We start from the raw sequence: 23,550 nt of genomic DNA, 5'->3' as shown, positions 1-23,550 counted from the left end.
TGTTGGATAGGGTTTTTAGACTTGTTTTCCCTCAAAAAGTGCCGACCTTTGGAGTGATTGGGGGGAAAATTCAGGTACTTTTTCCCTGAAAATTAGGTAATTGACCCCCTGAAAATGGGTAAAACCCCACACCCCACACCCCACACCCCACACCCTGCCCCCAGGAAAAGCTTTTTCAGCAAACCCTAAGTAAACTGTTCAGTATCTAACCCTCTGCCGATTGCCTCGGTTGATTCCCATCCACATCAGGTAATTTTAGTTGCTCGCCATGGAAATCTGGATTATTTTACGTTTTTCAATCGCCGCTGCCATTATCGCTTTAGTTTGCTGGTCTTTAGCCAGTGCCGTGCGCGATAGTTGGCAAGTTGCCCGACGGATGCACTCCATCCCTTGCTCCCACTGCCGCTACTTTACCAACGATTATCGCCTCAAATGTAGTGTACAACCCAGGAGCGCCAACACCGAACAAGCGATCGACTGCGGTGATTATTTTCCCGGGGCCTAGTTTGCCATAATACCGAAAAGCTTTTCGAGATGGTGCGAAATTTGCTAGTCTAGGCTAAATAGGTCTGAAATAGTATAGAAACGTGGATACAATTATTGGTCGGGGCAAAACAGCCCGTAGAGCTTACGGTATCGATGAAATCGCACTTGTACCCGGAGTGCGAACCCTCGATCCTAGTTTAGCCGATACCCGTTGGTCTCTCGGCAATATCGAGCGGGAAATCCCGATTATCGCCAGCGCTATGGATGGGGTGGTGGATACTAAAATGGCCGTCCTTCTCTCCGAGTTGGGGGCGCTAGGGGTACTAAACCTCGAAGGTATTCAAACTCGTTACGAGGATCCTAACCCGATTCTTGATCGCATTGCGGCGGTCGGCAAAGCAGAATTCGTCGGTTTAATGCAGGAACTCTACGCAGAACCGATTAAACCGCAACTAATCGAGCTTCGTATCCAAGAAATTCAAGAAAAAGGCGGTATTGCGGCAGTTAGCCTCACCCCTGCCGGTGCCGTCAAATACGGTGCTATCGTTGCCCAAGCAGCGGCCGATATTCTCTTTGTCCAAGCAACCGTCGTTTCCACTGCCCATTTATCCCCGGAAGCTATCACCCCCCTCGATTTAGTACAACTGTGTCAAGAAATGCCCATTCCCGTGGTTTTGGGTAACTGCGTCACCTACGAAGTCGCCCTTAACCTGATGAAAACTGGGGCAGCTGGGGTTTTAGTCGGTATCGGTCCGGGGGCTGCCTGTACTTCTCGCGGCGTTTTAGGAGTGGGAGTTCCCCAGGCCACTGCTGTGGCCGATTGTGCCGCCGCTAGGGACGATTTTTTCCGAGAAACCGGTAAATACGTCCCCGTTATTGCCGATGGCGGCATTATTACCGGCGGTGATATCTGCAAATGTATCGCCTGTGGCGCCGATGCGGTGATGATTGGTTCTCCCATTGCCCGGTCCGTGGAGGCCCCCGGCCGCGGTTTTCACTGGGGTATGGCCACACCTAGTCCGGTTCTACCCCGGGGAACCCGAATTAGTGTGGGCAGTACCGGAACTATTGCCGAAATCCTCGTCGGACCGGCAAAATTAGATGATGGTACTCATAACCTCCTAGGGGCGCTGAAAACCAGTATGGGAACTTTAGGTGCTAAGAACTTAAAGGAAATGCAACAGGTGGAAGTGGTGATTGCCCCCTCGCTGCTGACGGAGGGTAAAGTCTATCAAAAGGCCCAGCATTTAGGTATGGGTAAATAAAAGTTATCAGTGAACAGTGATCGGTTATCATCAGTGTTAAGTTTTTTATTTTTGCTGGAGATGGGTTTTTTGCTTGGTATAACCATTCCGTTCAGGTTCGGTTCTACCGACTCCCACTATCTCAAAAAACTGTTAAATTGGAAGAACCAAAAGGATAGTTTATAAAAAAATTGAGTTCAGGAGATCAAAGGTGTATAGAGAAAACGATCGCCCTCACAATTTATTCGGTACCGATAGTGAATTTTCTGAGAGTTTGTGGCAGTATGTCCAGACCTTAAGTCCCGAAACAATCGCCCAACTCTCGAAACCAGAATCCCAAGAGGTTTTCCAAGTGATGGAACGCAACATTATCGGACTTTTGGGCAACCTTCCTTCCGAACATTTCGGTGTCACTATCAGTACCAGTCGCGAACATCTGGGCCGGTTATTGGCCTCGGCAATGATGAGTGGTTACTTTCTCCGCAATGCTGAACAGAGAATGAATTTTGAAAGATCCCTCGCTACTCTCCAGAGCGGTTCTAGCGATTTTTAAAGTTGAGCGGTAGTTAGGTTAGTTGGAAAGGGAAAAAGAAGCAATCGGTAATCAGCTATCAGTTGTCCATTTTTAGTTGTCTTTTATTGCATTAGTTAGCCATATAACTTTTATCTGACTAATAACTGATAACTGATAACTGATAACTGATAACTGATTAAAGACAATTTTGCTGCCAGATTAGCTCTTTTTCGATTCCCTGTTTTTCTCCGGGGGGGACAGTTCTTTCCCGCATAATATAAAGTTGCAGGGATTTAATCTGTTGATCACTACTGTGCTGCTGATTCCAGTTTTGACAGAGATACTGACCAAACTCTCCATAAACTGACCGACCGATAGCTCGATTAAGATTAATAAAATATTGTCGCCACTGCATGGTTTTATACAAACGATTGCGATCGCTTTCCGTGGGTTTATCCCAAATTACCGGCTGTCCTTCTCTAAATATATCTACCGTGGAACCATCGGCTAATTGACTGACTGCCACAAACCAAGCATCATCCCGGGGCGGACCAGGAGCAAAAATAGTCCAATATTGGTCTAAACGGGTAACTCTTGCCAGAATATCAATTGTATTAAAAGTACGACGGGTGAGCAAGCGATCGAGGGATTGAACTAAAGGTGTATTTAAATCGCCCCTATCGACCGATTGCCGGACAAAACTGCGTAAATTCCAGATACTGGCCAAAAATAAGAAGAAAACTACCAAAATATTTAAAGGTAAAGAGGATTTAATCGTTAGGGGACGAAACTTGAGCGGTTTGGTGAAATTGCCCATAAAACGACGATGGGAGGCAATCCACTCATAAATTCTCGTTCCCAAGGCCATGAGGGGCGGTAAACGCAAAATTGGCGCTAAAAACCAGAAAATTGGCGAAAGACTGACAATATAAACCACTGCTGACCATTTAAACCGACGTTTTCCCTGCCAATCTTCCACCACCCAAGAATTTTGGGCTACCATATCCTCGTATATTGAGGGGTTATCCTGAGCGACTAACAGGGGAGTGCCTGGTAAAATAAGAAAAGTGCGGAGAAGATGAACAACTTTTTTGCAAAATCCACAATCTCGATCATAATTAATCCTTAAACCTTCTCTTTCTGGGTTTCTCATCCGTTTTTGTCCCCAATCCCAGACAAGACTAGGGATGATGGGCAACCAATGGGTAATACTCAAAAACGGGAAAATTCCCAGATGAAAACTGAGACCAAAACCGATATGTAAGAGAATAAACGAAAGAATAGCGACTATTTTAAAGAAACTATTGCGAAAGGGAATAAAAATTAGCAGTGGACCTACCCATTCAAAGATTAACGCTGAAAAGGTCAGGATTTTTAGTAATTCTGGCGGTAAAGATAGTAAGAAACCAGCAAAAGCAGTACCGTATTGATCGTAACTGAGAGAGTAATAAACGGCCGTACCATCGGGCCACCAAGTTTCACTTTTGGTTTTAAAGGCCGCTGACCACATATAGATATAACAAATTTGTATCATCAAAGCCACCGTGGCAGCCGAAACCACTCGCTTGGGTAAGGGGTTGGGATTGGTGTTTAAGGCACTTTCCACGGAATAACAGGCACCGAGGGGTAAAAACATCGCCCAGAATAATACTGCCCGGATTACGTCATCGGCGGCAAATAGTAACAGGGGGTTGCGATGATGTAAAGAGACGATTAGCGCCCAAGTGGCGATCGTGGCTAAACGGGTATGATAGCCAATTAAAAGCAATAATGCGATCGCTATAGCGACAATAAACAGGATACTCTGCACCAGTACCGAGTCACTGAGAGCAAAAATCGACCAGTAAAAAGGACTAGCAGAGACTTTCGATAAGCTTTCTAGGGGTAAAACACCTAATTCGCTGTAATGGGCAGTTACTTGGCTAAAACGAACCGATAAATCGACTAAAACCACCAACGCCAAGGCAATGCGAAATAAAGCCAGCGATCGCAGGTCAAACCCGAAAATCTCTGCCAGTCTTTGTCTAAATGATTTTGTCATTATCGCCATAGGATGATGATTCCCTCCATTTCTTAAATAAACCTACTTTATAGCAAGTAAAAAGGCCAAAGGCAAAAGAAAGCTGTCGGCCTTATCAGTTATCAGTTATCAGTTATCAGTTATCAGTGAGTAGTATGTATTAAGTGAGCATCATTAGACATCTCCAAAAATTATAACCCAGTCACAGCTTGCTTTTGGTCTATGTACTAACTAAGCAGTTCAATGGCTGTAATGTATATCTATCGTTGCTAATTCAATTTTACTGAAAAAATATGAGGCAATTAAAATAATTTTTATTCAGGTAGATTCCTTAACTAGAAAGACTTTTGGTCTTGGGATAATATTAGGTCGAGGTCTATTGGCAGTAACAGTGCTGTTTTTTCACTGATCACTGATTACTGTTTAGTGATCACTGATTATCGGGACGGGGAAGAATTGATCGGGGGTAAAGAAGGAGAAATTTCGCCACCTCGATCGAATATTTCCAGATTCCATTGACCGAAACGATTACTTTCAAAAGCAATAAAACGACCGTTACCACTAATCGTCGGACGACGCACTTCTCCTAAAATATTGTCGGTGATATTTTTTGCTTGCAGAGTTTGTCGATCATAAATATATATATCGGGTTTACCGGACTGTTCCGACACATAAACAATATAGCGACCATCGGCACTAATATCCGGTTGATCTTGATAGGTTTTTGCTTGATTTAACCCGGGTAGGGGAACTAAACGATTAGCCACTCGATCGAATAAATAAATCGTTCGTTGACCCCTGCGATCGGAGGCAAAGACCAGATAACGACCATCGTAGTTAAAACGGGGATTATCTTCAGAGGAAGGAGTATTTAAAGTATTTCCTAAAAGCTGTTGGGGAGGGGTGACAAAACCCGCATCACTACATCCCCCCAGACTGATGATATTAACCGCAAGCAAAAGTCCCAGAAGTTTAGGAAACCTGCTCATCGGTCGGCACCGGGGAAGGAAGGATACAACAATTAATATCATCCAGACAAACTTTACCCCAATGCAATGCCCAACGCACCAATTCCACCCGATTATCGGTTTTTGTTTTTGTCAAGATATTACTAATATGATTATCGACGGTACGCTTACTAATCTCTAGCTTTTCCGAGATTTCTTGATTAGTTAAACCATTAGCCACCAAATCGAGTATTTCTAGCTCTCGATCGGATAATGAAGCGGCTGTTTGAAACTTCCCAGCAGACATGAGTATAATTCCTCTAGTATATCTACTTATCATTCTAGAAGAAATTTTTCTCCTAGGAATCGATAATCAGTAATCAGTGATCAGTAATCAGTGAAAATACAGCACTGTTACTGCCATTTGATGATGCACACTTAATACATACTGCTCACTGAATACTCAAAACCTGACAGGAGGACAAACTGGCTGAACTCCTTACAGCACAGGCTTTTTGGGGTGTTCGAGCAAAAAAGTTCGATGCAGCTGATCCCCCGTTGTTGATAAAGATTTCTAGTAAGTTCGCCCAAATCCCTGATTCTCTCCTTAGCTTTTTGGCTGAAAGCGATGTATCTGTTTGTAACTGAGGAGTCTCAAAACCTTTACGGACAATGCTTTGAGAGGGTTTGTTCCCCTGTCAGACTCAAAACTGATCACCGATCACTGATTCAAGGCTGACGGCTGGTACTATATAATAAAAAACGCTCCTTAGTTAGATATTGAGAAAAACATGGAAGTTATCCCCGCTATTGATATTCTCGATGGCAAATGTGTGCGACTTTATCAGGGAGATTACCAACAATCGCAGGTTTTTAACGATAATCCCGCAATAGTGGCGCGAGAATGGGTCAATCAGGGGGCAACCAGATTACATTTAGTCGATTTGGATGGAGCCAAAGAGGGTAAATCGGTTAATTTGTCAACTATTGAAACAATTCTTAATGATATTGCCATTCCCGTACAGGTGGGGGGTGGACTGCGGGATCTAGAAACGGTGAGTAATCTCCTAAAAATCGGGGTAGAAAAGGCGATTTTAGGGACAGTAGCCGTAGAAAAGCCAGAATTAGTCAGCGAACTTTGTCAAAGCTTTCCGGGGCAAATAATTGTCGGTATTGATGCTCGCGATGGCAAAGTAGCCACGCGGGGTTGGTTAGAAACTTCCGAGGTAGAGGCGATCGCTCTTGGGCAAGATATGGCAAAAAGAGGAGCCAGCACGATTATATACACTGATATTCATCGAGATGGCACGCTTTCTGGCCCTAATCTCGCCGCTTTGCGAGAATTAGCCGAATCTGTCGAAATTCCCGTAATCGCCTCCGGGGGTATTAGTTCCCTGACAGACTTACTGAGTTTATTGTCTTTGGAACCTTTAGGAGTAACGGGAGTAATCGTAGGCCGCGCTCTTTATACCGGTGCAGTTAACCTCTCGGAAGCGATTAACGCCATCGGTTCGGGCCGTTGGCAGGATGTACCCCCGAATTTTTTCGCTTAACGGACTTGTTTGAGAGTATCCACCTGTTTATTGAACATATCGGTAAATAGTCCCAAAACGGTGCGATTTTCATTGACTTTGATGTTAACGCTCACGGACATCCCCGATTGCAGGGGTAGAGTGGATTGATCTTTCAAAACTAAATCTTGACTGTTCAAGCGTACCCGGACAGGGAACCGATAAAAACGGTGATTTTCATCGGGAGGTAAAGCATCGGAACCGATCGAGATTACTTCTCCCTTAATATCGCCGTATTCACTATAAGAAAAGGAATCAATGCGAATATCAGCTTTTTGTCCCTCGCGCACAAAACCGATGTCTTGGTTAGTCACGTCCACCTCTGCCACTAAACAACCTTTAGCGGCATCTTTCACCTCAGTGGGACAGCCATCGGGAACAAGTTTTAATAATGCTTCCGCTTGACTTGGTTGGGGAACAAACCCGGGCCGGGCCTTGAGATCGAAGACCACACCATCAATCGGGGCGGTAATTTTTTGATATTTAATCGTCTGTTGTGCTTGACTAATTTCACTATCTAACTCAGCAATGCGCTTGTTATTATCAATGATAACGCGACTGATCTGACTATCGATTTCAGCGATCCGTTTGTAATTGTCCGCCATTTTATCGCGCACATCTTTTTCCGTGATTACCGTGGTATTAATCAGCTTTTCTCGCGCTTGGGAGATCAACAGGAAATAACGCTTTTCTTCCTGTTCCAGGCGGGAAATTTCGGCGATGCGGGTTTGTACTTCTTTCTCTTGTTTTTCTCGATCGATTTTGCCGTTAGCCTCTTGCTGCTGTAATTCATTCTGGCGATCAGTTACCGATTGTTTTTGCTTGTTGATCTGATAACGGGCGACCGCCCCTTCTTCTACCAAGGGTTCAATATCCTTAAGAATATTACGCTCGATATCCAAGCTTTCTTGGCCCTGCTTCATCGAATTGGCATTACGAGTCTTAATTTCTTCTAAGACGAAACGATCATTGATTAATTGCGAGCGGGCATCGGCCAACTGTACCGTGGTTTGGGCTAATTGTTTTTCTAATTGTTCCATTTCCAATCTAGCGGCCGCTTGTCGAGAATTGGACTCCCGTCGGGCAGCCGCTAGACGGGCTAACTCATCCCCTTGTAAAGCAGAGCTAGAAGCAGCTCCACTGACCTGTGCTTGATAAAGTTGATTTTCTGCCACTAAAACGGCACGATTACGGGCTAAATCGGCGATTTCACTCGGTAATTTTAATTGAGCGATCGAACTCTCCACTTGTGCCGGTGTCAAATCCTGCGCCATTAAGAGACGATAGAATTGATTTTCCTTCTCGGCAGTGGCGCGAATTTTTGCCAAGGATTCTAACTGCACTTTCGAGGCACTGGAATCCATTAAAACCAGTAAATCACCTTTGTTAACTCGATCGCCGTCTTTAACTTTAACTTCCTGTACTACCCCATTCACCGGTGCTTGTACTTCTTGCACTTTGCCCTGGGGTTTAAGTTGTCCTTGGGCACCCACCACCTGCTCGATTTTGGCGAATGCTGACCAAATTAAAGCGGCAGTGGTGACACTCATTAATGTCCAGATAATCGTCCGCGACCAAATGGGCGATTGTTTCAGGATCACCGATTGTTCCGGTGGGCTGAAAGTGGGTAAGGAAGGGGTAATACTTTTATTTTTCGTGGTAGTGGCCACGTTTTTGCCCGCTTGGGTCAGTTCATCGCTTTTACCGTTGCCGTTGCCGTTGCCGTTTTGACCGTTGTTAGAATTATCGTTCATGGGGATACTCCTATATTTAGGGTTTGCTGAAAAAGTTTTTCGTGGGTGTAGGGTGTGGGGTGTAGGGTGTAGGGTGTGGGGTGGTCACTGCGTGCGCGTTGCGGGGGGTTTTGGGGTATTAGTTGAAACTTCCCCATTTCCCCATTTCCCCATTTCCCCATTTCCCTATCCCCTAATCCCTGTCTCCCGACTGACTAGATTTGCGAATCCTGTTGTTTATAGAGGGTATAGTAAAGGCCTTTTTTCGCCATTAATTCCTCGTGGGTGCCTTCCTCCGCTACTGTCCCTTTATCCATCATGACAATAATATCGGCGGATTTGATCGAAGCTAGACGATGGGTGATAAAAAAGACCGTATGATCCTTGAAAGCTTCTTTGAGATTCAGACACACTTGCCGTTCGGTATTATAGTCGAGGGCGCTGGTGGCCTCATCAAGAATGAGAATTTGCGGTCTTTGCAGGACGGAACGAGCGATCGCAACCCGTTGTCGTTGTCCCCCCGATAGGGATGCTCCCCGTTCACCGACACGGGTATTATAGCCATTGGGCAGGGTCATAATAAATTCGTGGGCCGCCGCTGTTTTCGCTGCCGAGACAATTTCCTCCACAGTAGCATCGGGGTTAGTCAGGGCGATATTTTCCTGTACCGTACCGTCAAATAATAGGGTTTCTTGGGGAACCATGCCGATTTGACGACGCAGGGAATAGAGTTCCACTTTGTTAATATCGTAGCCATCAATGAGAATCCGTCCCGATTCTGGTTCATAGAGACGGGCTAACAATTTAGTGACGGTACTTTTTCCGGCGCCACTTTCTCCCACCAAAGCGACAAAGGTGCCGGCGGGGAATTCTAAATTGACGTTGTATAGTTGCAGGGCGCCGTGGGGATTGAAGCGGAAAGCGAGGTTTTCGTAGGTGACATGGCCTTTAATTAAGGGCATGGGTATATTTTGGCGATCAAGTTCCGCTTCTTGGGGAGTATCGACGATATCGGCTAATCTTTCCAGGGATAAGCCGGTTTCTTGGAAGTTTTGCCAGAGTTGGGTCAAACGCAGAATCGGCGAGGTAACGTAGGAAGCGATAATCCGGAAGGCGATTAATTGACCAAGGGTGAGTTTTTGGTCCAAAACTAAGGCCGCTCCCACCCACAGCACTAATAAACCCGATAATTGGTTAAAGAAGTGACTAAAGGAACCAGCCAAAGTTGAGGTCATTACCGTTTGAAAACCTTCGGCCACATAGCGCGCATAACGTTCTTGCCACTGCCAACGGGAACGCAATTCGATATTCTGTGCTTTCACCGTTTGAATTCCCGTCATTACCTCCACTAGATAGGATTGGGTTTCGGCATTTCGTTCGGCTTTTGCTCGCAGTTGTCGCCGCACGATCGGTGCGAAAATAGCTGTGGAGAGAACTAAAATCGGCACGACTCCCAGGGCCCAAACGGTTAGAATCGGGCTATAGATCAACATAACCACGATGTAGATAACCGAGAAAATGGCATCTAATACCACCGTTAGGGCTGTACCTGTTAAAAATTGCCGAATATTCTCTAATTCGTTGATTCTTGTCGAAATTTCCCCCACCGGCCGCCGTTCAAAGTATTTCAGGGGTAAGCGCAGCAGGTGATCGATAATTTCTGAACCAAGGGTCATGTCGATGCGGTTAGTGGTATCGACAAACAGGGATGTTCTCAAAAAGGTTAAAATTCCCTCAAAAACGGCAATTACCAACAGGAAAACCCCGAGGGTATTCAGGGTTTCTGGGCTATTCTGCACGATCACTTTATCGATGATCACCTGAATCATCAAGGGATTGGCCAGGGCAAATAACTGCACGAAGAAAGAAGCGATAAAAACTTCTATTAAGACTCGTTTATGTTTCTTGACAGAAGGCCAAAACCATGATAGGCCAAAACGCTGTTGCTGGGTGTGTTTGGTGGGTTTGAGCAGAATTACTTCCCCTTTTTCGCCCCAAGATTCCAGAAATTCGCTGGTTTTGCGTTTAATTATCCCCCGTTCGGGAACGGCGATCGTGGTTTCCCGTTGATTAATTTCGTAGAGGATAACGATGCTGTCTTGCCAGCGAATTAGGGCAGGAGGATTGATATTGGGCAAGGAAGTAGCATTTAGGGGTACTAATTGGCTATGGAGTCCCACTACCTCAGCCACAGCCCCACACAGGGGCAGGGAAAGGCTGCCAGTTCTTTGCAGTTGATCCCCTAGTATGCGTTGGATCACGTCCTTGCGAAAGGGGATATTAAAATATTTGCAGATCATCTGAAAACAGGCACTCACCGCCTCTAGTTCCGTTTTTCCCCTGAAAAAGGGATAGGATTTCCGGTTTTTCTCGACAGTTTTTTCAAGGTCGATATCGCTGGTGATGTCGCTTATTTTTCCCTGGGGGATATCTAATACCTGGGTGGGTTTATTTCCTTTGATGACTTGGGTTTCTAGGATATCATCCGTTTCTGTTTCTGCGGCCGCTTCGGTGGCAACTGTCAGGAATTCGTCTAACTGATTGGAGGAAAGACCTAATAAACGGGTGTTAGTCGGATTATTCTGGGTGATAACTGTGCCGATAGGATAATTATCGGTATTTTCGCTGACTAACCAGAGATAATCATCGTTAATCTGGTTGTAGGACACACAAGCTTTGTTTACAAGAGCTTGAGCAATTTCTTTCAGGTCCCCCCCACCCCAGGCCTGTTGATTAAGATAGGAGCCTAGGAGAGCATAAACTTCAGCGATCGAGGTTTCTTTAAAGAAATGTTCCTTAAATTCGGGGTAATTATTGATTAAATACCAAAAATCCTCTTCTTTTAAGGTTAAACAGATCGTGACTTCCGAAGAAGCGATAACCGTTTCACAGGGGGTACCGCGCAGAAGACTCATCCACCCGAATAAATCCCCCGGCTGTAATTTAGCCAAAGTAACTGGTAGGGGATTGTTAACCCTAGCATCGTAACCCAAAAGTCTGGCCTCTCCCTCGTAGAGAAGGACGAGGTGAGAGGGTAAGCGGTCGCACTTGAGTATCGCATTGCCCATCTCATAGCGAAAGGGTTGTAATTTCTGGCCGAGGGAACGTCTAACCTCGACGGGCAGGCGATCAAAGGGCTGTACAGTCTCCAGAAAGGCGGTAAAATCTAAGGTGGTATAACTCATTAGCTAGGCGAAAATTAACTAAGTTGGCAAATAATTAGGCGAAAAGGCTAGGTTTACCCAGTGTTGCAAGGAAATGCTATATAATCGATACCTGCTCGCTATTGACTGGGTTTGACGCGGAGATAAATTTCACTGTTTGCATTTGAGCCGTTAACCATTGTTGGAATAAATCATTGCGTAAGCGTTGACGGGTGGGAGGATCCAGTTCACAGGATAAGTATTTTTCTAACCGGACAATTATGACCCATTCTCCCACTTGCGCCGGCGGCCACAGTTGCCCCGGTTTACTTGCTTTGAGAATTTGCCCGATCTGGGGATGGGGGGCGCTCAGTTCCACAGGTCCAATTAGTCCTCCGGTTTCTGCTTCTGCCCCTTGGGAGTATTTTTTTGCTAGTTCAGCGAAGCTATTCTCTCGATCCTGTATCCGGAAAAATAGTTCTTGGGCAATGCCGATATTTTTTGTCCGAATCAGCGAATAAACCACCTTATCCAACTGATTTTTGACTTGCAAGAAGTAGGATTCTACTTTGTTATCCCAAGTCTCCTGTTTAAATTTTTCCAATTTAATGTCCCGAAGAATTAGATATTCTAGTTGTTCGGAATCCATTCCGTTTTGTTGTAACCAAGATTTCATTTGTTCATCGTTGGCAATTTGATTATTTTGATAGAAACGGGAATAGGCGGCGTTTCTTTCTTCGGGATTGCATCTGATATTGGCGATCGCTTGCTCGATAATTACTTCCCGGAATAACTGGGGCAACATACCATATTTTGCCAAAAGAGGCAATACCTCTGACTCGCTAACTTTTTGGTCGCCGATTTCAATAATTGAACTCATAATAAATACATTTTCCTCACAGAAAGGCTTAAAACTATAAACTCTAGAAGCTTCTAAATTTTATTGAGGTGATTATACGTCAAAAGAGCGATTTCAAGGTATTCCCCCCCATTCTAATTTGAGTTTTCCCCCGTGAAAGCCGAAAATTACAGAAATTAAAGGAATAAGTCGGTCATCCCGGCGGGGGTGGGGAGGGGAATTGGTTCGGCCGATAGGCTTCCCCAAAATCTGGCTCGGAAACCCCTAATCACGCCCCTAATTGACTAGAATAGACTTCTTGCAGAAGTCGGGTAAAGGGGAAATTTTAACCTTTAACCTTATAATATGCACCCCTTTTCCCTACATTTGCGGAAAATTTTTTTATTTATGCAAGAGATCTAATGATAGGATATAGGTCTGACTGCCTTGGAGAGGTGGCAGAGTGGTCGATCGCGCTCGACTTGAAATCGAGTAACCAGCAATGGTTCGTGGGTTCAAATCCCACCCTCTCCGTACTCAACCAATCAAATTTGGACTCAGGTTGCCCGATTGTTCGTAGAGAGGAGAAAATAAAATATACTAGGCTAAAAGGACAATATTGAGGCAGTAGCCCCCCGGCATGGTTTTTTGGAAAAGATTGTTTAATAGCTCGGAAGTCACTGCATCTCCTGACTATTCCGGAGACTTGGTAGAGGTTGCCCAGAATGACCTCGGACAGACGCGAGTGTTTTTTAGTACCGATCGAGAGCTAGATCTCTATGAGTTAGAAGAACTTTGTGACTCGGTGGGTTGGGCCCGTCGTCCTTTACGCAAAGTTAAAAAGGCGATCGAATGTAGTTTTTTAGTGGTGTCGATGTGGGAAGTGCGAGGTAATCGCCGTCGTTTAGTGGGTTTTGCTCGTGCCACTTCCGATCACGCTTTTAATGCTACAGTCTGGGATGTGGTTGTTCATCCTCACTATCAAAGTAAAGGCTTTGGTAAAGCATTAATGAAATTTATGATCAGGAAGTTGCGGGGTGAGGATATCAGTAATATAACTCTTTTCGCCGATCCGCAGGTGGTGGATTTCTATCGTCGTCTCGGTTTTGTTCTCGATCCCGAAGGTATCAAAGGGATGTTTTGGTATCCCGATTAAGAATGCCGCCCTTAGGCTATACTAAAAAAGGAGTTTATTTCGGGATGTAGCGCAGCTTGGTAGCGCGCCTGCTTTGGGAGCAGGATGCCGCAGGTTCAAATCCTGTCATCCCGACTTGAGAGAAAATTCTTAAAATCTTAACTTTGTCTCCTTTCCGGTTGACAAAAAACGCTTCCTTCTTTTATTCCCAAACTCAGGTGATACTAAATCCGTTGAGTATAGGCTACTTAGGGTTTGCGGCAAAAAGTTTTTCGTGGGGGTAGGGTGTGGGGTGTGGGGTGTGGGGTGTAGGGTTTTACCGATTTTCAGGGGGTCAATTATCTAATTTTCAGGGAAAAAGTGCCTAAATTTCCCCCCCGATCACCCCAAGGTCTGGCACTTTTTGATGGGAAAAAAGTCTAAAATTCTTATCCAACAAGGTTTTTAGATTTATTCAGCAAACCCTACTTATGAGGACAGGCAAAAGGGGCAATAGATAATCAGTCTTTAATAACCGGATTTAGTATGAATTAGCCAAAAAATTAGGGAGTTTGGGGAGAAAAGCAGGAGATTTTTGGGGGATAACAAGGGTTTTTCTCTAGAAAAATTGCCCTTGCTTCCCCATATCTCCCACTCCTCCTTGTAATATCTCGACAGAGGATTATTCTTCTTCTTCGTAATCCTCCTCGAAATCGTCCTCCTCCCCTTCCTCATCAGCTGCTGACCAGCGATCGCTGATTGGTTGGCGACTAAAGCGACTGCTGCCGCGGGAGGAGAGGAAAGCCATTTCATCATCCTCTAAATCGACCACATCACCCTCAGCGTAGGCGCGAGCGGTTTGATCGTCAAGAATCATATCGCTATCGTCACTACTATCGCCGAAACCGGGACGGGGGGGGAAGCCGATACCGCCGGGGGCAGCGTAATAGCTACGATTGTTGTAGTTATATTCCTCTTCCGGGGGGGTGTAATCGCTGATCCCCGCCGTGTTTTCGTGGGAATTGAAGCCAGTACCCGCCGGAATCAGACGACCGATAATCACGTTTTCCTTGAGACCGCGTAACCAGTCGGACTTGCCTTCGATCGCCGCTTCGGTGAGGACGCGGGTGGTTTCTTGGAAAGAGGCAGCACTGATAAAGCTATCGGTATTCAAGGAGGCTTTGGTGATTCCCAGTAGTACAGGCGTATATTTAGCCGCCGCCCCACCAGTGATTGACATGGCTTCGTTTACCGTCTCCACCTGTCGCAGTTCCAACAATTCCCCGGGTAACATACTGGTATCGCCGCCGTCATCGATTCGCACCTTAGAGGTCATCTGACGCACGATCACTTCAATATGTTTATCGGCAATATCGATCCCCTGGGACTGATAGACCGACTGTACCTGATCGACGAGGAACATCTGGGTTTTTTCCAAGGCTTTCAGGGCTGCTTCGTAACTGCCCAAGCTATCCACATAATAATTAAAGAACACCTCTAAAATCTCGTGCGGATTAGCCTGACCATCGGTTAACGCCTGACCCACATCGATGCGCTGATTATCGCTCACCAGAGGGTTTTGACTGCCTAAAAGCGGATATTCACTGATTGTGCCGTCATCCTCGACCACCTTAATATCGACGATCTCAGAATCTTGGTACTCCACTTGGCAAAATCCCGGTTTGCGTGCCAGGACACAAGCCTCTTTCGGCTTACGCGCTTCGAGCAGTTCTTCGATTCTGGGTAAACCTTGAATGATATCCCCAGTTTTCGAGCGCTCAAACACCAACAGCACCAAATTATCGCCCCGTTGGACTAGATCTCCCTCATCGATGTGCAGAATTGCCCCAGCCGATACTCGGTAGGGTCGGGCGCTACGCAGACGTATCTCGTAGCCGGTGGCGGTTTTGTCAACGGCCAGCACTTGACCGGAATTGGGGGCTAAAACTCCGGCACCGATATCGGTTTCGGCGATCACCAGATCCCCAGCTTTGACGGTGGGAGCAACGGCGAACGGGAGAGTAAACTCGTCACGGTCACTCACAATTAAAAGACGGCGCACCGCTTCGCTACCCTTGCGAATCCCGCGAATTTCTCCAACTTCCTTACACTGGATCTCGGTTCTGGCCACCACTGCTCCTGGTGGAATTTCATCGCCATCTTGGACGAGAACGCGAGTCTGAATATTACCCCCTAAAGGATCACCATCACTATCCCGACGCATCACCAGAGATTCCAGAATAACTAACTGTAAACGCTGACAATCGCTGTCCTCAATCGGTTCTAACTCGATATCGGCCGTCAGATGGGAGACCGATTCTGGTTCTTCGCTAGAAATTTCTAGGACTAATTGAGTGCTGATCAGTTGACAACCCTCGACGGATTTAACTCTTTCCCCGTCTTTAAAGAAGATGCGCTGCACCGATCGCAGTTCGATATGTCGTCCTCCTTCTTGGTTAGCGGAACCTTGGGTGGGAGAAGTGGATTGGTCTTGCACGGTGAACTCCTGTACCGGTCGCAGTAGTAACCCCAAACCCTCGTTAGTTTCCACCCATTCCGCTTGCCGTAACTCCTCGATCGTGACTTCAGGGGTTAACTGTGTCCCGGGGTAAATTAACTGTTCTTGGGCAATTCCGGAGGATTCCGGTTCGAGATCCATAAATAACAGCCCCGGTTTGACAATGATCTCCCGGAGGATGTCATTTTTCTGGATGACTTCCACCACACCGCTAGAGTTACAGAAGATGTCTTTAACCACTTCTTCCCCTGCTTCCACATACTGCCCATCTTCCACCTGTAAGAGGGAGATATCTTTATTAACTTCGTGGGTTTCTTCGGGGATCCAGAGGATCGTGCCGCCTTTGGTGATTTCATAACCCTGTTTGCGGCTGCCTTTGGCGACTTCGATATCGACGTATTTAATCATCCCGCCGGTGTGGGTTTGATAGCGATCATCGATTAACTCGGCGACAATGGCATGATTCTGTACTTTTGTCCCCGGAGTGGTTTTCAGCAGGAAGCGTTGACCATCGACCGTATGAATAATAAATTGTTCCCGACCGGCACTACTTTCCACTTTTACTTCGGCCTGATCCAAGGACACGGAAGCGGTGACGATATCGATTTCCCGGCTATTGGGGGCTAAACGCACCAAACCGCCGTTAGTGGATACCAACTTAGTTTCCGCCAGAACATCCCCCACTTGTACTTTATCGCCGTTACTGACCACGGGTTCAGCCCCGGTTGGCAAGTTATACACTTCTCCGGAGAGAATCCATAGTAATCCCCCCCGTTGGGCGATGCGGGTGGTGTTGCCTTGGCGATCGGTTTTTTCCTCTGGGACTAATTGGGAGAATAGCACCTCGCCGGCTAAGTCACTGGTTACGTCTTTTGTGGCTTTTTCCGTGGATTTTTGGACTTTATCGGAGGTAATTTCCGCTAGTAACTGTTCCTCGCTTACTGTTGCCCCATCGGTGACGAATAGCAGTGAACCAGGAGTCAAAGAGTAGGTGACAGTTTCTTTAGTTTTATCCTTGGGTGTTAATTTAATTTCCCCCGGTGCCTCCACCTGATCCCGTTCATCTCCGTGGCGAGTTCGCACGTTACGGATACTTAACCCCGGCAGAAAACGCACGGTTCCCTCGAAGGGACTCCGTACTTGCCGGGCTACTTCTCCGGTAAATACGCCCCCGGTGTGGAAGGTACGCATGGTTAACTGAGTCCCCGGTTCCCCGATCGATTGGGCGGCAATAATCCCCACTGCTTCCCCCATATCCACTGGATGACCGTGGGCCAGACTCCAACCGTAACAGGTTTGGCAAACCGATCGGGCCGCTTCACAGGTTAAGGGGCTGCGGACTTTGATTTTATCGACGAGTTTGCCCAGTTTTTCAGCGGTTTCGTCATCGATAATCTGGTTGCGGGTGGCGATCACTTCTCCATTGACCACCACATCTTCGGCCAAGGAACGACCTAATAAGCGATCGCTTAAGGGAATTAACACGCGATCGCCATCGGTCATGGCAGTTAATTCAACATAACGATTAGTGCCACAATCTGCCTCGCGGACGATGACATCTTGGGACACATCGACGAGACGACGGGTCAGATAACCGGAATCTGCCGTCCGTAGGGCTGTATCAACTAAACCTTTGCGCGCCCCGTAGGAGGAAATAACGTATTCGGTAACGGTCAATCCTTCCCGGAAGTTAGTCTTAATCGGGAGGTCGATAATTTCCCCCTGGGGATTAGCCATTAATCCCCGCATTCCCACTAACTGACGCACTTGGCTCATATTACCCCGCGCCCCGGAGAAAGCCATCATATAGACGGAGTTGAGGGGATCGGTCACTTGGAAGTTGCGAATTACTTCATCTTTAAGCGATTCAGATGTACTATTCCAAGTGTCAATTACTTTTTGGAAGCGTTCCACTTCGGTGATTTCCCCGCGCACATAACGCTGTTCGGTTTGCCGGATTTCCTGTTCGGCACTTTCGATCATTTGTCGTTTAGCCGGCGGTACGGTTAAATCATCCACACTAATGGAAACCCCTGCTTTGGTAGCGAAACGAAAACCGAGGTTTTTCAATTCATCGGCCATTTGTGAACAGCGCGCCGAACCGTAGTTTTGATAGGCCCAAGCGATCAGTTTTTTCAGTTTTCCTTTGTCAACAGTTTGGTTATAAAACATCTCGATCCGGGTAACAAGTAAACAGCTATTAGCTATCAGCCATCAGCATTCAGCTATCAGTTAGAAAAGGGAACAGCAAACAGGGAATAGAGAACGGGGAATAGGCAAATTTTCACTTTACTGTCCTTTTTTTGGCTTTTTCCTTGAAAATTCTCTCCTGTCTCCTGACTGGAAAGAGGGTGTGGGGTGTGGGGTGTAGGGAAAGAAACCTCTTTCATCTGTGGGGGTGAAAATTTTTTCATCGGGACTGACTCCTGACTCCTGACTTCTCACTGATAACTGATAACTGATAACTGAAATTACACTTCCGATTCTTCTTCTTCAAGGTCTTCCGTGGTTAAGGATTCGTAGGTGGGGCGAGAGGGGGCGCGACGGCCGACATCGACCATCAGATCCACCTCCACATCGCGGGAAGTACCATCGGGGGCATTTTCCACCTTGTGAACGGCGATATCGAGGCCGAGGGATTGCAATTCTCGCATCAAAACCTTAAAGGATTCTGGCGTACCCGGGCGGGGGATCGGCTTGCCTTTTACGATCGCATTTAAAGCCTCATTCCGTCCTTGCATATCGTCGGATTTCACCGTTAGCAATTCCTGCAAGGTATAGGCCGCCCCGTAGGCCTCCAGGGCCCAGACTTCCATTTCTCCGAAACGCTGCCCCCCCTGTTGAGCTTTACCGCCCAAGGGTTGCTGAGTAACCAAGGAGTAGGGACCGGTAGAACGGGCGTGAATCTTATCATCAACTAGGTGAACCAGTTTTAACATATAGGCCATACCGACGGTAACGGGACGGTCAAAGGGTTCGCCGGTGCGACCATCGTAGACGGTGACTTTACCCGCGTGTTCTTCTTTGAACACCCAATCGCGATTAGGTTTTTTCGAGGCATTTTCGAGCAATCCGTGGACGGTTAAACGGCTGGCTTCTTCCCCATACATTTCGTCAAAGGGAGTAATCTTAAAGCGCACGCCCAGATTTTCGCCGGCCCAACCCAGTAAACATTCAAACACCTGACCGACGTTCATGCGACTGGGAACCCCTAGGGGATTGAGAACGATATCGACGGGGCGACCATCGGGTAGGTAGGGCATATCTTCTAGGGGCAGAATCCGAGAAATAATCCCTTTATTGCCGTGACGACCCGCCATTTTATCGCCCACTTGGATTTTGCGTTTTTGGGCAACGTAAACCCGCACCACCATATTAGCCCCGGGGGGTAATTCATCCCCCTGTTCGCGGGTAAATACCCGCACATCTACTACCCGACCTTTTTCGCCGTTGGGGACGCGTAGGGAGTTATCGCGTACATCCCGTGCCTTTTCGCCGAAAATTGCCCGCAGTAGTTTTTCTTCAGGAGGTTGGTCTGATTCGCCTTTCGGGGTGACTTTCCCGACGAGGATATCGCTGGCTTCTACCCAGGCACCGACGCGAATAATGCCGCGTTCATCGAGGTTTCGCAGGGCATCTTCACCGACGTTGGGAATTTCCCTGGTGATTTCCTCAGGTCCAAGTTTAGTTTGACGGGCTTCGATTTCGTATTTTTCGATGTGGATACTGGTATAGACATCTTGTGCCACCAGTCTTTCACTGATTAAAATCGCGTCTTCGTAGTTATAGCCTTCCCAGGGCATATAGGCGACGAGGATATTCTGTCCGAGGGCGATTTCTCCTCCTTCGGTGGCGGAACCATCGGCGAGGATCTGCCCGGGGACAACCTGTTCCCCTTGATAGACTAAAGGACGCTGATTTAGGCAGGTATCTTGGTTAGAGCGTTGATATTTCTGAATTTCGTACTCGATCTCGCTCTTACCAAAAATCTCTTTGTCTTCATCCGCCACTTTGATGCGAATCCGGTTAGCATCGACGTAGGAAACGACCCCATTGGTACGCGAAACGATGACCATGCCGGAGTCGCGAGCGGCCTGTGCTTCCAATCCGGTCCCCACAAGGGGACGTTCGGGACGCAGCAGGGGAACCGCTTGTCGTTGCATATTAGAACCCATGAGGGCGCGGTTAGCGTCGTCGTGTTCAAGGAAGGGAATCAGGGAAGTGGCCACCGAGACAATTTGGACGGGGGAAACGCAAACGTAGTCCACTTGTTCGGGGGAAGTGGTGGAGAATTCCTGCCGATAGCGCACTGGGATAGTTTCGCCGAGGATATAACCATTTTCATCGGTGGCCACATCTCCCGGCGCTACCCGCAGATCGTCTTCTTCGTCGGCGGTTAGGTATTTAACGGGGAGATCATAGCGTACTCGGCCATTTTCCACCACATAACAGGGGGTTTCAATAAAACCGTAGTCGTTGACGCGAGCGTAGGTGGCCAGGGAACCGATTAAACCGGCGTTGGGGCCTTCTGGGGTTTCCACGGGACAGATGCGACCGTGGTGGGAGGGGTGAATGTCGCGCACGGCAAAACCGGCCCGTTCCCTGGTGAGACCGCCGGGTCCAAGGGCGGAAATGCGGCGTTTATGGGTCAATTCCGCTAGGGGGTTGGTTTGATCCATGAACTGGGAGAGTTGCGAGGAACCAAAGAATTCTTTAATCGCGGCTACTAGGGGTTTCGGGTTGACTAGGGAAGCGGGGGTGAGGTTTTGGGATTCGCTGACGGTCATCCGTTCCCGAATGATTCTTTCTAAGCGGTTTAAACCTACTCGCACTTGGTTTTGTAGCAGTTCACCCACGGAACGGACGCGACGGTTGCCGAGGTGGTCGATATCGTCGGTGTTGCCGATGTCAAATTCTAGGTTAATTAGGTAGTCGATCGCCGCTAAGATGTCGGTGGTGGTGAGAACGCGCTGGTTATCGGGGACGTTGAGGCGTAGTTTTTTGTTGAGTTTATAACGACCAACGCGCCCGAGATCGTAGCGTTTATTGTCAAAAAAGCGCGATTCGAGCAGTTGTTGCCCGCCGGTGACGGTGGGAGGTTCCCCGGGGCGTAGTTTGCGGTACAGGTCGAGGAGTGCCTCTTCTTCGCTGGGATTGCCTTCTTTGTCGAGGGTTTTTTGGTAAAATTCGGGATGGCGTAGGGAGTCAAAGATTTCGTTATCGCTCAATCCGATCGCTTTCAGAAGAACTTGGGCGGATAATTTGCGGGTTTTGTCGATTCTGACCCAGACTAAGCCGTTTTTGTCGGTTTCAAATTTTAACCAAGCTCCTCGGTTGGGAATCAGGGAAGCGGAGTAGGTGCGGCGACCGTTTTTGTCGATTTCGGCTTTGTAGTAAACACCGGGAGAACGGACGATCTGATTGACGATGACTCGTTCGGCACCGTTAATGATAAAGGTTCCCCGTTCGGTCATCAGGGGTAAATCGCCGATAAAGACTTCCTGTTCGATGTTTTCTCCCGTTTCTTTGTTGATTAAACGGGTGGGAACGTACATCTGAACGGAATAGGTGCTATCGCGTCGTTTGGCTTCATCGACGTTGTATTTCGGTTCTTTGAGTCTGTAGTCCTGGCCGAGGAAATGTAGTTCTAATTTACCTGTATAGTCGCTGATGGGGGAAAAGCTATTCAGTTCCTCGATTAGTCCTTCTTCCAAAAACCACCGAAAACTGGAGTGTTGGATTTCGATGAGGTCGGGTAAGAGATTAAAGGTAAGATTGTTCATAGGGTTACAAGGGCTGATGACACGATAGCGACGGTCGGATATCAGTGAGCGGTGAGGGGATGGGTGATGGGGTTTTGGGGTGTTGGGATTTTAGGGTTTTAGTTGAATTCCCCCATTTCCCCATTCCCTGCTCTGTGCTAATAAACTATGTTTTTTAACTGGGGAGTTGAAATAAGTTGCGGGCGTTGTGGGTGGTTTGTTCGGCTAGGGTTTCGACCGGATAGCCGCGCAGACGGGCGACGGTTTCGGCCACATGGAAGACGAAAGAGGGTTCACAGGGTTTACCGCGGTGGGGATTGGGGGAGAGAAAGGGGCAATCGGTTTCGATCAGTAGGCGATCGCTGGGGACAATTTGGGCGGCAGCTTGCACGGTTTTACTGTTTTTGAAGGTGACAATGCCGCTAAAGCTGATGTAAAAACCCAAATCTAAAAACCATTGAGTTTCTTCGGGGTTGCCAGTCCAGCAGTGCATCACGCCGCGAATTTTGCCCACTTGTTGCCGAAAGGCGATGATTTCCTCCCGCATGACCGGGGCCGCATCTCGACAATGGATAATCACGGGTTTATCGAGACGATGGGCGATTTCTAATTGCGTCCAAAAGACCTGTTTTTGCTGCTCTTGATTATCCGCTTTATAGAAATCTAAACCCATTTCCCCAATCGCCACAACGCGCCGATCAGATCGGGCTAGGGATTCGATCTGATCGGCACTATTATCTCGCCATTTTTGGGCATCTAGGGGATGTAAACCGACGGCGAAGGAAATTTCCTCAAATTGATCGGCAATGGCTTTAATCGCCGCAAACTCTTCTGGTTCGACACAGGAATGAACCAGATGAACGACTCCCACACTTCGCCAACGTTCGGAGATAGCGGGCAAGTCGGCTTGCAAAACGTCAAAGTTCAGATGAACGTGCGTATCTATTAATTGCATCGACCCCCGATCGCTTGTTGCGTCTGTCCTGATTACAGCTTACTTGTTTCTTAGGAAGCTTGGCTAACTTTTTGCAAGGCTTTGGCTAAACCAGCTTTTTTTCTAGCGCCGTTGTTCCGGTGCAAGACGTTGCGCTTGACGGCTTTATCGATTTTACTGTAAGCTTCTGATAGAGCTTGTTGGGCGCTTTCTAGCCCTTCTGGGCTAGGGTTGGCTCCGTAGGCCGAGACAGCGACAAGACATTTTTTGATCAGGGTTCTTACGGCTGACTTGTACGCTTTGTTGCGTAGACGATTTCTTTCGGAGATTTGGACTCGTTTGAGTGCAGACTTTGTATTAGCCACAGTCGTTTCTTGTTCTCAATACTGGTATGGTTAATCGGGACACAGACAAACCATCATAACAGATTTGTGCTATTTGTTGCAAGAGTTTTCCGGACAAGAGTGGGGCAACCCCAGAGACGGGGAAGGATTGAGGTTTAAGGGGACTGCCAAACCTCAATTCAGGTTTAGGGGATTTTGCCGTGACTGTGCCGATAACTATCGCCAAACTTGTCCCCAGTGACTAAAGTGTGCTATAAGCAGTCAGACCGTGCCATGGTCTTTATTCTTTCCGATTAGGTAAATTACTGATGACTGAAGCTAAACGCGCCCTCATTACCGGCATCACCGGTCAAGATGGTTCCTATCTGAGCGAATTATTATT

15 protein-coding genes, 2 tRNA genes and 1 pseudogene are annotated in these 23,550 nt (G+C 47.3%); 8 read left to right on the top strand and 10 right to left on the bottom strand.

The annotated features are described in order from the left end of the window. The first annotated feature begins 268 nt into the window (after positions 1-268). The 3 genes from IM450_RS16155 (at position 269) to IM450_RS16145 (ending at position 2,283) form a co-directional block, all read left to right on the top strand. Positions 269-505 carry a hypothetical protein gene (locus IM450_RS16155; protein WP_043997914.1) on the top strand — a complete coding sequence of 79 codons (237 nt, stop codon included), beginning with the start codon at positions 269-271 and terminating at the stop codon, positions 503-505. Between the two features lie 82 nt (positions 506-587). Continuing rightward, positions 588-1,751 carry a GuaB3 family IMP dehydrogenase-related protein gene (locus IM450_RS16150; RefSeq protein ID WP_004268784.1) on the top strand — a complete coding sequence of 388 codons (1,164 nt, stop codon included), beginning with the start codon at positions 588-590 and terminating at the stop codon, positions 1,749-1,751. 190 nt (positions 1,752-1,941) lie between these two features. Next, the gene (locus IM450_RS16145) at positions 1,942-2,283 is read left to right on the top strand and encodes a DUF760 domain-containing protein (RefSeq protein ID WP_002758759.1); all 342 of its coding nucleotides are present in this window, start codon (positions 1,942-1,944) and stop codon (positions 2,281-2,283) included. A gap of 157 nt (positions 2,284-2,440) precedes the next feature. Here IM450_RS16145 and IM450_RS16140 read toward each other — a convergent pair whose 3' ends face one another. The 3 genes from IM450_RS16140 to IM450_RS16130 form a co-directional block, all read right to left on the bottom strand. Further along, positions 2,441-4,294, bottom strand: coding sequence for a hypothetical protein (locus tag IM450_RS16140; protein WP_287668483.1), 1,854 nt, complete (start codon positions 4,292-4,294; stop codon positions 2,441-2,443). A 407-nt stretch (positions 4,295-4,701) separates the two neighbouring features. Beyond that, entirely contained in the window at positions 4,702-5,253 is a 552-nt protein-coding gene (locus tag IM450_RS16135; RefSeq protein ID WP_287668480.1) for a TolB family protein, read from the bottom strand. Further along, the gene (locus tag IM450_RS16130) at positions 5,237-5,518 is read right to left on the bottom strand and encodes a helix-turn-helix domain-containing protein (protein ID WP_287668478.1); all 282 of its coding nucleotides are present in this window, start codon (positions 5,516-5,518) and stop codon (positions 5,237-5,239) included. Before IM450_RS16130 ends, IM450_RS16135 begins: the two co-directional genes overlap by 17 nt. A gap of 484 nt (positions 5,519-6,002) precedes the next feature. Between IM450_RS16130 and hisA the strand changes: the two genes are divergently transcribed. Next, positions 6,003-6,764: a 1-(5-phosphoribosyl)-5-[(5-phosphoribosylamino)methylideneamino]imidazole-4-carboxamide isomerase gene (gene hisA, locus IM450_RS16125; protein ID WP_004268779.1), complete on the top strand. Its 762-nt coding sequence runs from the start codon at positions 6,003-6,005 to the stop codon at positions 6,762-6,764. Here hisA and IM450_RS16120 read toward each other — a convergent pair. The 3 genes from IM450_RS16120 to IM450_RS16110 form a co-directional block, all read right to left on the bottom strand. Further along, positions 6,761-8,536: an HlyD family efflux transporter periplasmic adaptor subunit gene (locus tag IM450_RS16120; RefSeq protein ID WP_287668475.1), complete on the bottom strand. Its 1,776-nt coding sequence runs from the start codon at positions 8,534-8,536 to the stop codon at positions 6,761-6,763. The genes hisA and IM450_RS16120 overlap by 4 nt on opposite strands. Before the next feature lie 194 nt (positions 8,537-8,730). Beyond that, the gene (locus IM450_RS16115) at positions 8,731-11,700 is read right to left on the bottom strand and encodes a peptidase domain-containing ABC transporter (RefSeq protein ID WP_287668473.1); all 2,970 of its coding nucleotides are present in this window, start codon (positions 11,698-11,700) and stop codon (positions 8,731-8,733) included. Positions 11,701-11,776: 76 nt separating this feature from the next. Then, on the bottom strand, positions 11,777-12,538 hold the full coding sequence (locus IM450_RS16110) for a peptidylprolyl isomerase (RefSeq protein WP_287668471.1): 762 nt from the start codon (positions 12,536-12,538) through the stop codon (positions 11,777-11,779). Between the two features lie 407 nt (positions 12,539-12,945). Here IM450_RS16110 and IM450_RS16105 point away from each other — a divergent pair. The 3 genes from IM450_RS16105 to IM450_RS16095 all read left to right on the top strand — a co-directional run bounded on the left by IM450_RS16105 (position 12,946) and on the right by IM450_RS16095 (position 13,766). Continuing rightward, positions 12,946-13,030 (top strand) — tRNA-Ser (locus tag IM450_RS16105). Between the two features lie 106 nt (positions 13,031-13,136). Continuing rightward, positions 13,137-13,652, top strand: a complete 516-nt coding sequence (locus tag IM450_RS16100) for a GNAT family N-acetyltransferase (RefSeq protein WP_002736326.1) — start codon at positions 13,137-13,139, stop codon at positions 13,650-13,652. Positions 13,653-13,692: 40 nt separating this feature from the next. Continuing rightward, positions 13,693-13,766, top strand: a tRNA-Pro gene (locus tag IM450_RS16095). 526 nt (positions 13,767-14,292) lie between these two features. On the opposite strand, the gene IM450_RS16090 is transcribed toward IM450_RS16095, so the two are convergent. From IM450_RS16090 to rpsT, 4 genes are all read right to left on the bottom strand, one after another. Further along, complete coding sequence (locus tag IM450_RS16090) at positions 14,293-18,300, bottom strand: DNA-directed RNA polymerase subunit beta' (protein WP_004268768.1); 4,008 nt, start codon at positions 18,298-18,300, stop codon at positions 14,293-14,295. Positions 18,301-18,599: 299 nt separating this feature from the next. Next, positions 18,600-21,911, bottom strand: coding sequence for a DNA-directed RNA polymerase subunit beta (gene rpoB, locus IM450_RS16085; RefSeq protein ID WP_004268764.1), 3,312 nt, complete (start codon positions 21,909-21,911; stop codon positions 18,600-18,602). Positions 21,912-22,065: 154 nt separating this feature from the next. Further along, positions 22,066-22,845, bottom strand: coding sequence for a TatD family hydrolase (locus tag IM450_RS16080; RefSeq protein WP_004268759.1), 780 nt, complete (start codon positions 22,843-22,845; stop codon positions 22,066-22,068). A gap of 50 nt (positions 22,846-22,895) precedes the next feature. Further along, positions 22,896-23,189: a 30S ribosomal protein S20 gene (gene rpsT, locus IM450_RS16075; RefSeq protein WP_002737368.1), complete on the bottom strand. Its 294-nt coding sequence runs from the start codon at positions 23,187-23,189 to the stop codon at positions 22,896-22,898. A gap of 287 nt (positions 23,190-23,476) precedes the next feature. Here rpsT and IM450_RS16070 point away from each other — a divergent pair. Further along, positions 23,477-23,550, top strand: a pseudogene (locus IM450_RS16070) (GDP-mannose 4,6-dehydratase); the annotation flags it as partial.

The organism is Microcystis sp. M083S1 (assembly GCF_020246405.1).
In the GTDB taxonomy this organism is placed as follows: domain Bacteria; phylum Cyanobacteriota; class Cyanobacteriia; order Cyanobacteriales; family Microcystaceae; genus Microcystis; species Microcystis aeruginosa_C.
This window is presented reverse-complemented; position numbering and strand designations above follow the sequence as displayed.

Bases quoted from the DNA above. Each gene is read 5' to 3' on its own strand.
- IM450_RS16155 (WP_043997914.1), top strand. From the start codon at position 269: ATGGAAATCTGGATTATTTTACGTTTTTCAATCGCCGCTGCCATTATC.
- IM450_RS16140 (WP_287668483.1), bottom strand. From the start codon at position 4,294: ATGGCGATAATGACAAAATCATTTAGACAAAGACTGGCAGAGATTTTC.
- IM450_RS16135 (WP_287668480.1), bottom strand. From the start codon at position 5,253: ATGAGCAGGTTTCCTAAACTTCTGGGACTTTTGCTTGCGGTTAATATC.
- IM450_RS16130 (WP_287668478.1), bottom strand. From the start codon at position 5,518: ATGTCTGCTGGGAAGTTTCAAACAGCCGCTTCATTATCCGATCGAGAG.
- hisA (WP_004268779.1), top strand. From the start codon at position 6,003: ATGGAAGTTATCCCCGCTATTGATATTCTCGATGGCAAATGTGTGCGA.
- IM450_RS16120 (WP_287668475.1), bottom strand. From the start codon at position 8,536: ATGAACGATAATTCTAACAACGGTCAAAACGGCAACGGCAACGGCAAC.
- IM450_RS16115 (WP_287668473.1), bottom strand. From the start codon at position 11,700: ATGAGTTATACCACCTTAGATTTTACCGCCTTTCTGGAGACTGTACAG.
- IM450_RS16110 (WP_287668471.1), bottom strand. From the start codon at position 12,538: ATGAGTTCAATTATTGAAATCGGCGACCAAAAAGTTAGCGAGTCAGAG.
- IM450_RS16100 (WP_002736326.1), top strand. From the start codon at position 13,137: ATGGTTTTTTGGAAAAGATTGTTTAATAGCTCGGAAGTCACTGCATCT.
- IM450_RS16090 (WP_004268768.1), bottom strand. From the start codon at position 18,300: ATGTTTTATAACCAAACTGTTGACAAAGGAAAACTGAAAAAACTGATC.
- rpoB (WP_004268764.1), bottom strand. From the start codon at position 21,911: ATGAACAATCTTACCTTTAATCTCTTACCCGACCTCATCGAAATCCAA.
- IM450_RS16080 (WP_004268759.1), bottom strand. From the start codon at position 22,845: ATGCAATTAATAGATACGCACGTTCATCTGAACTTTGACGTTTTGCAA.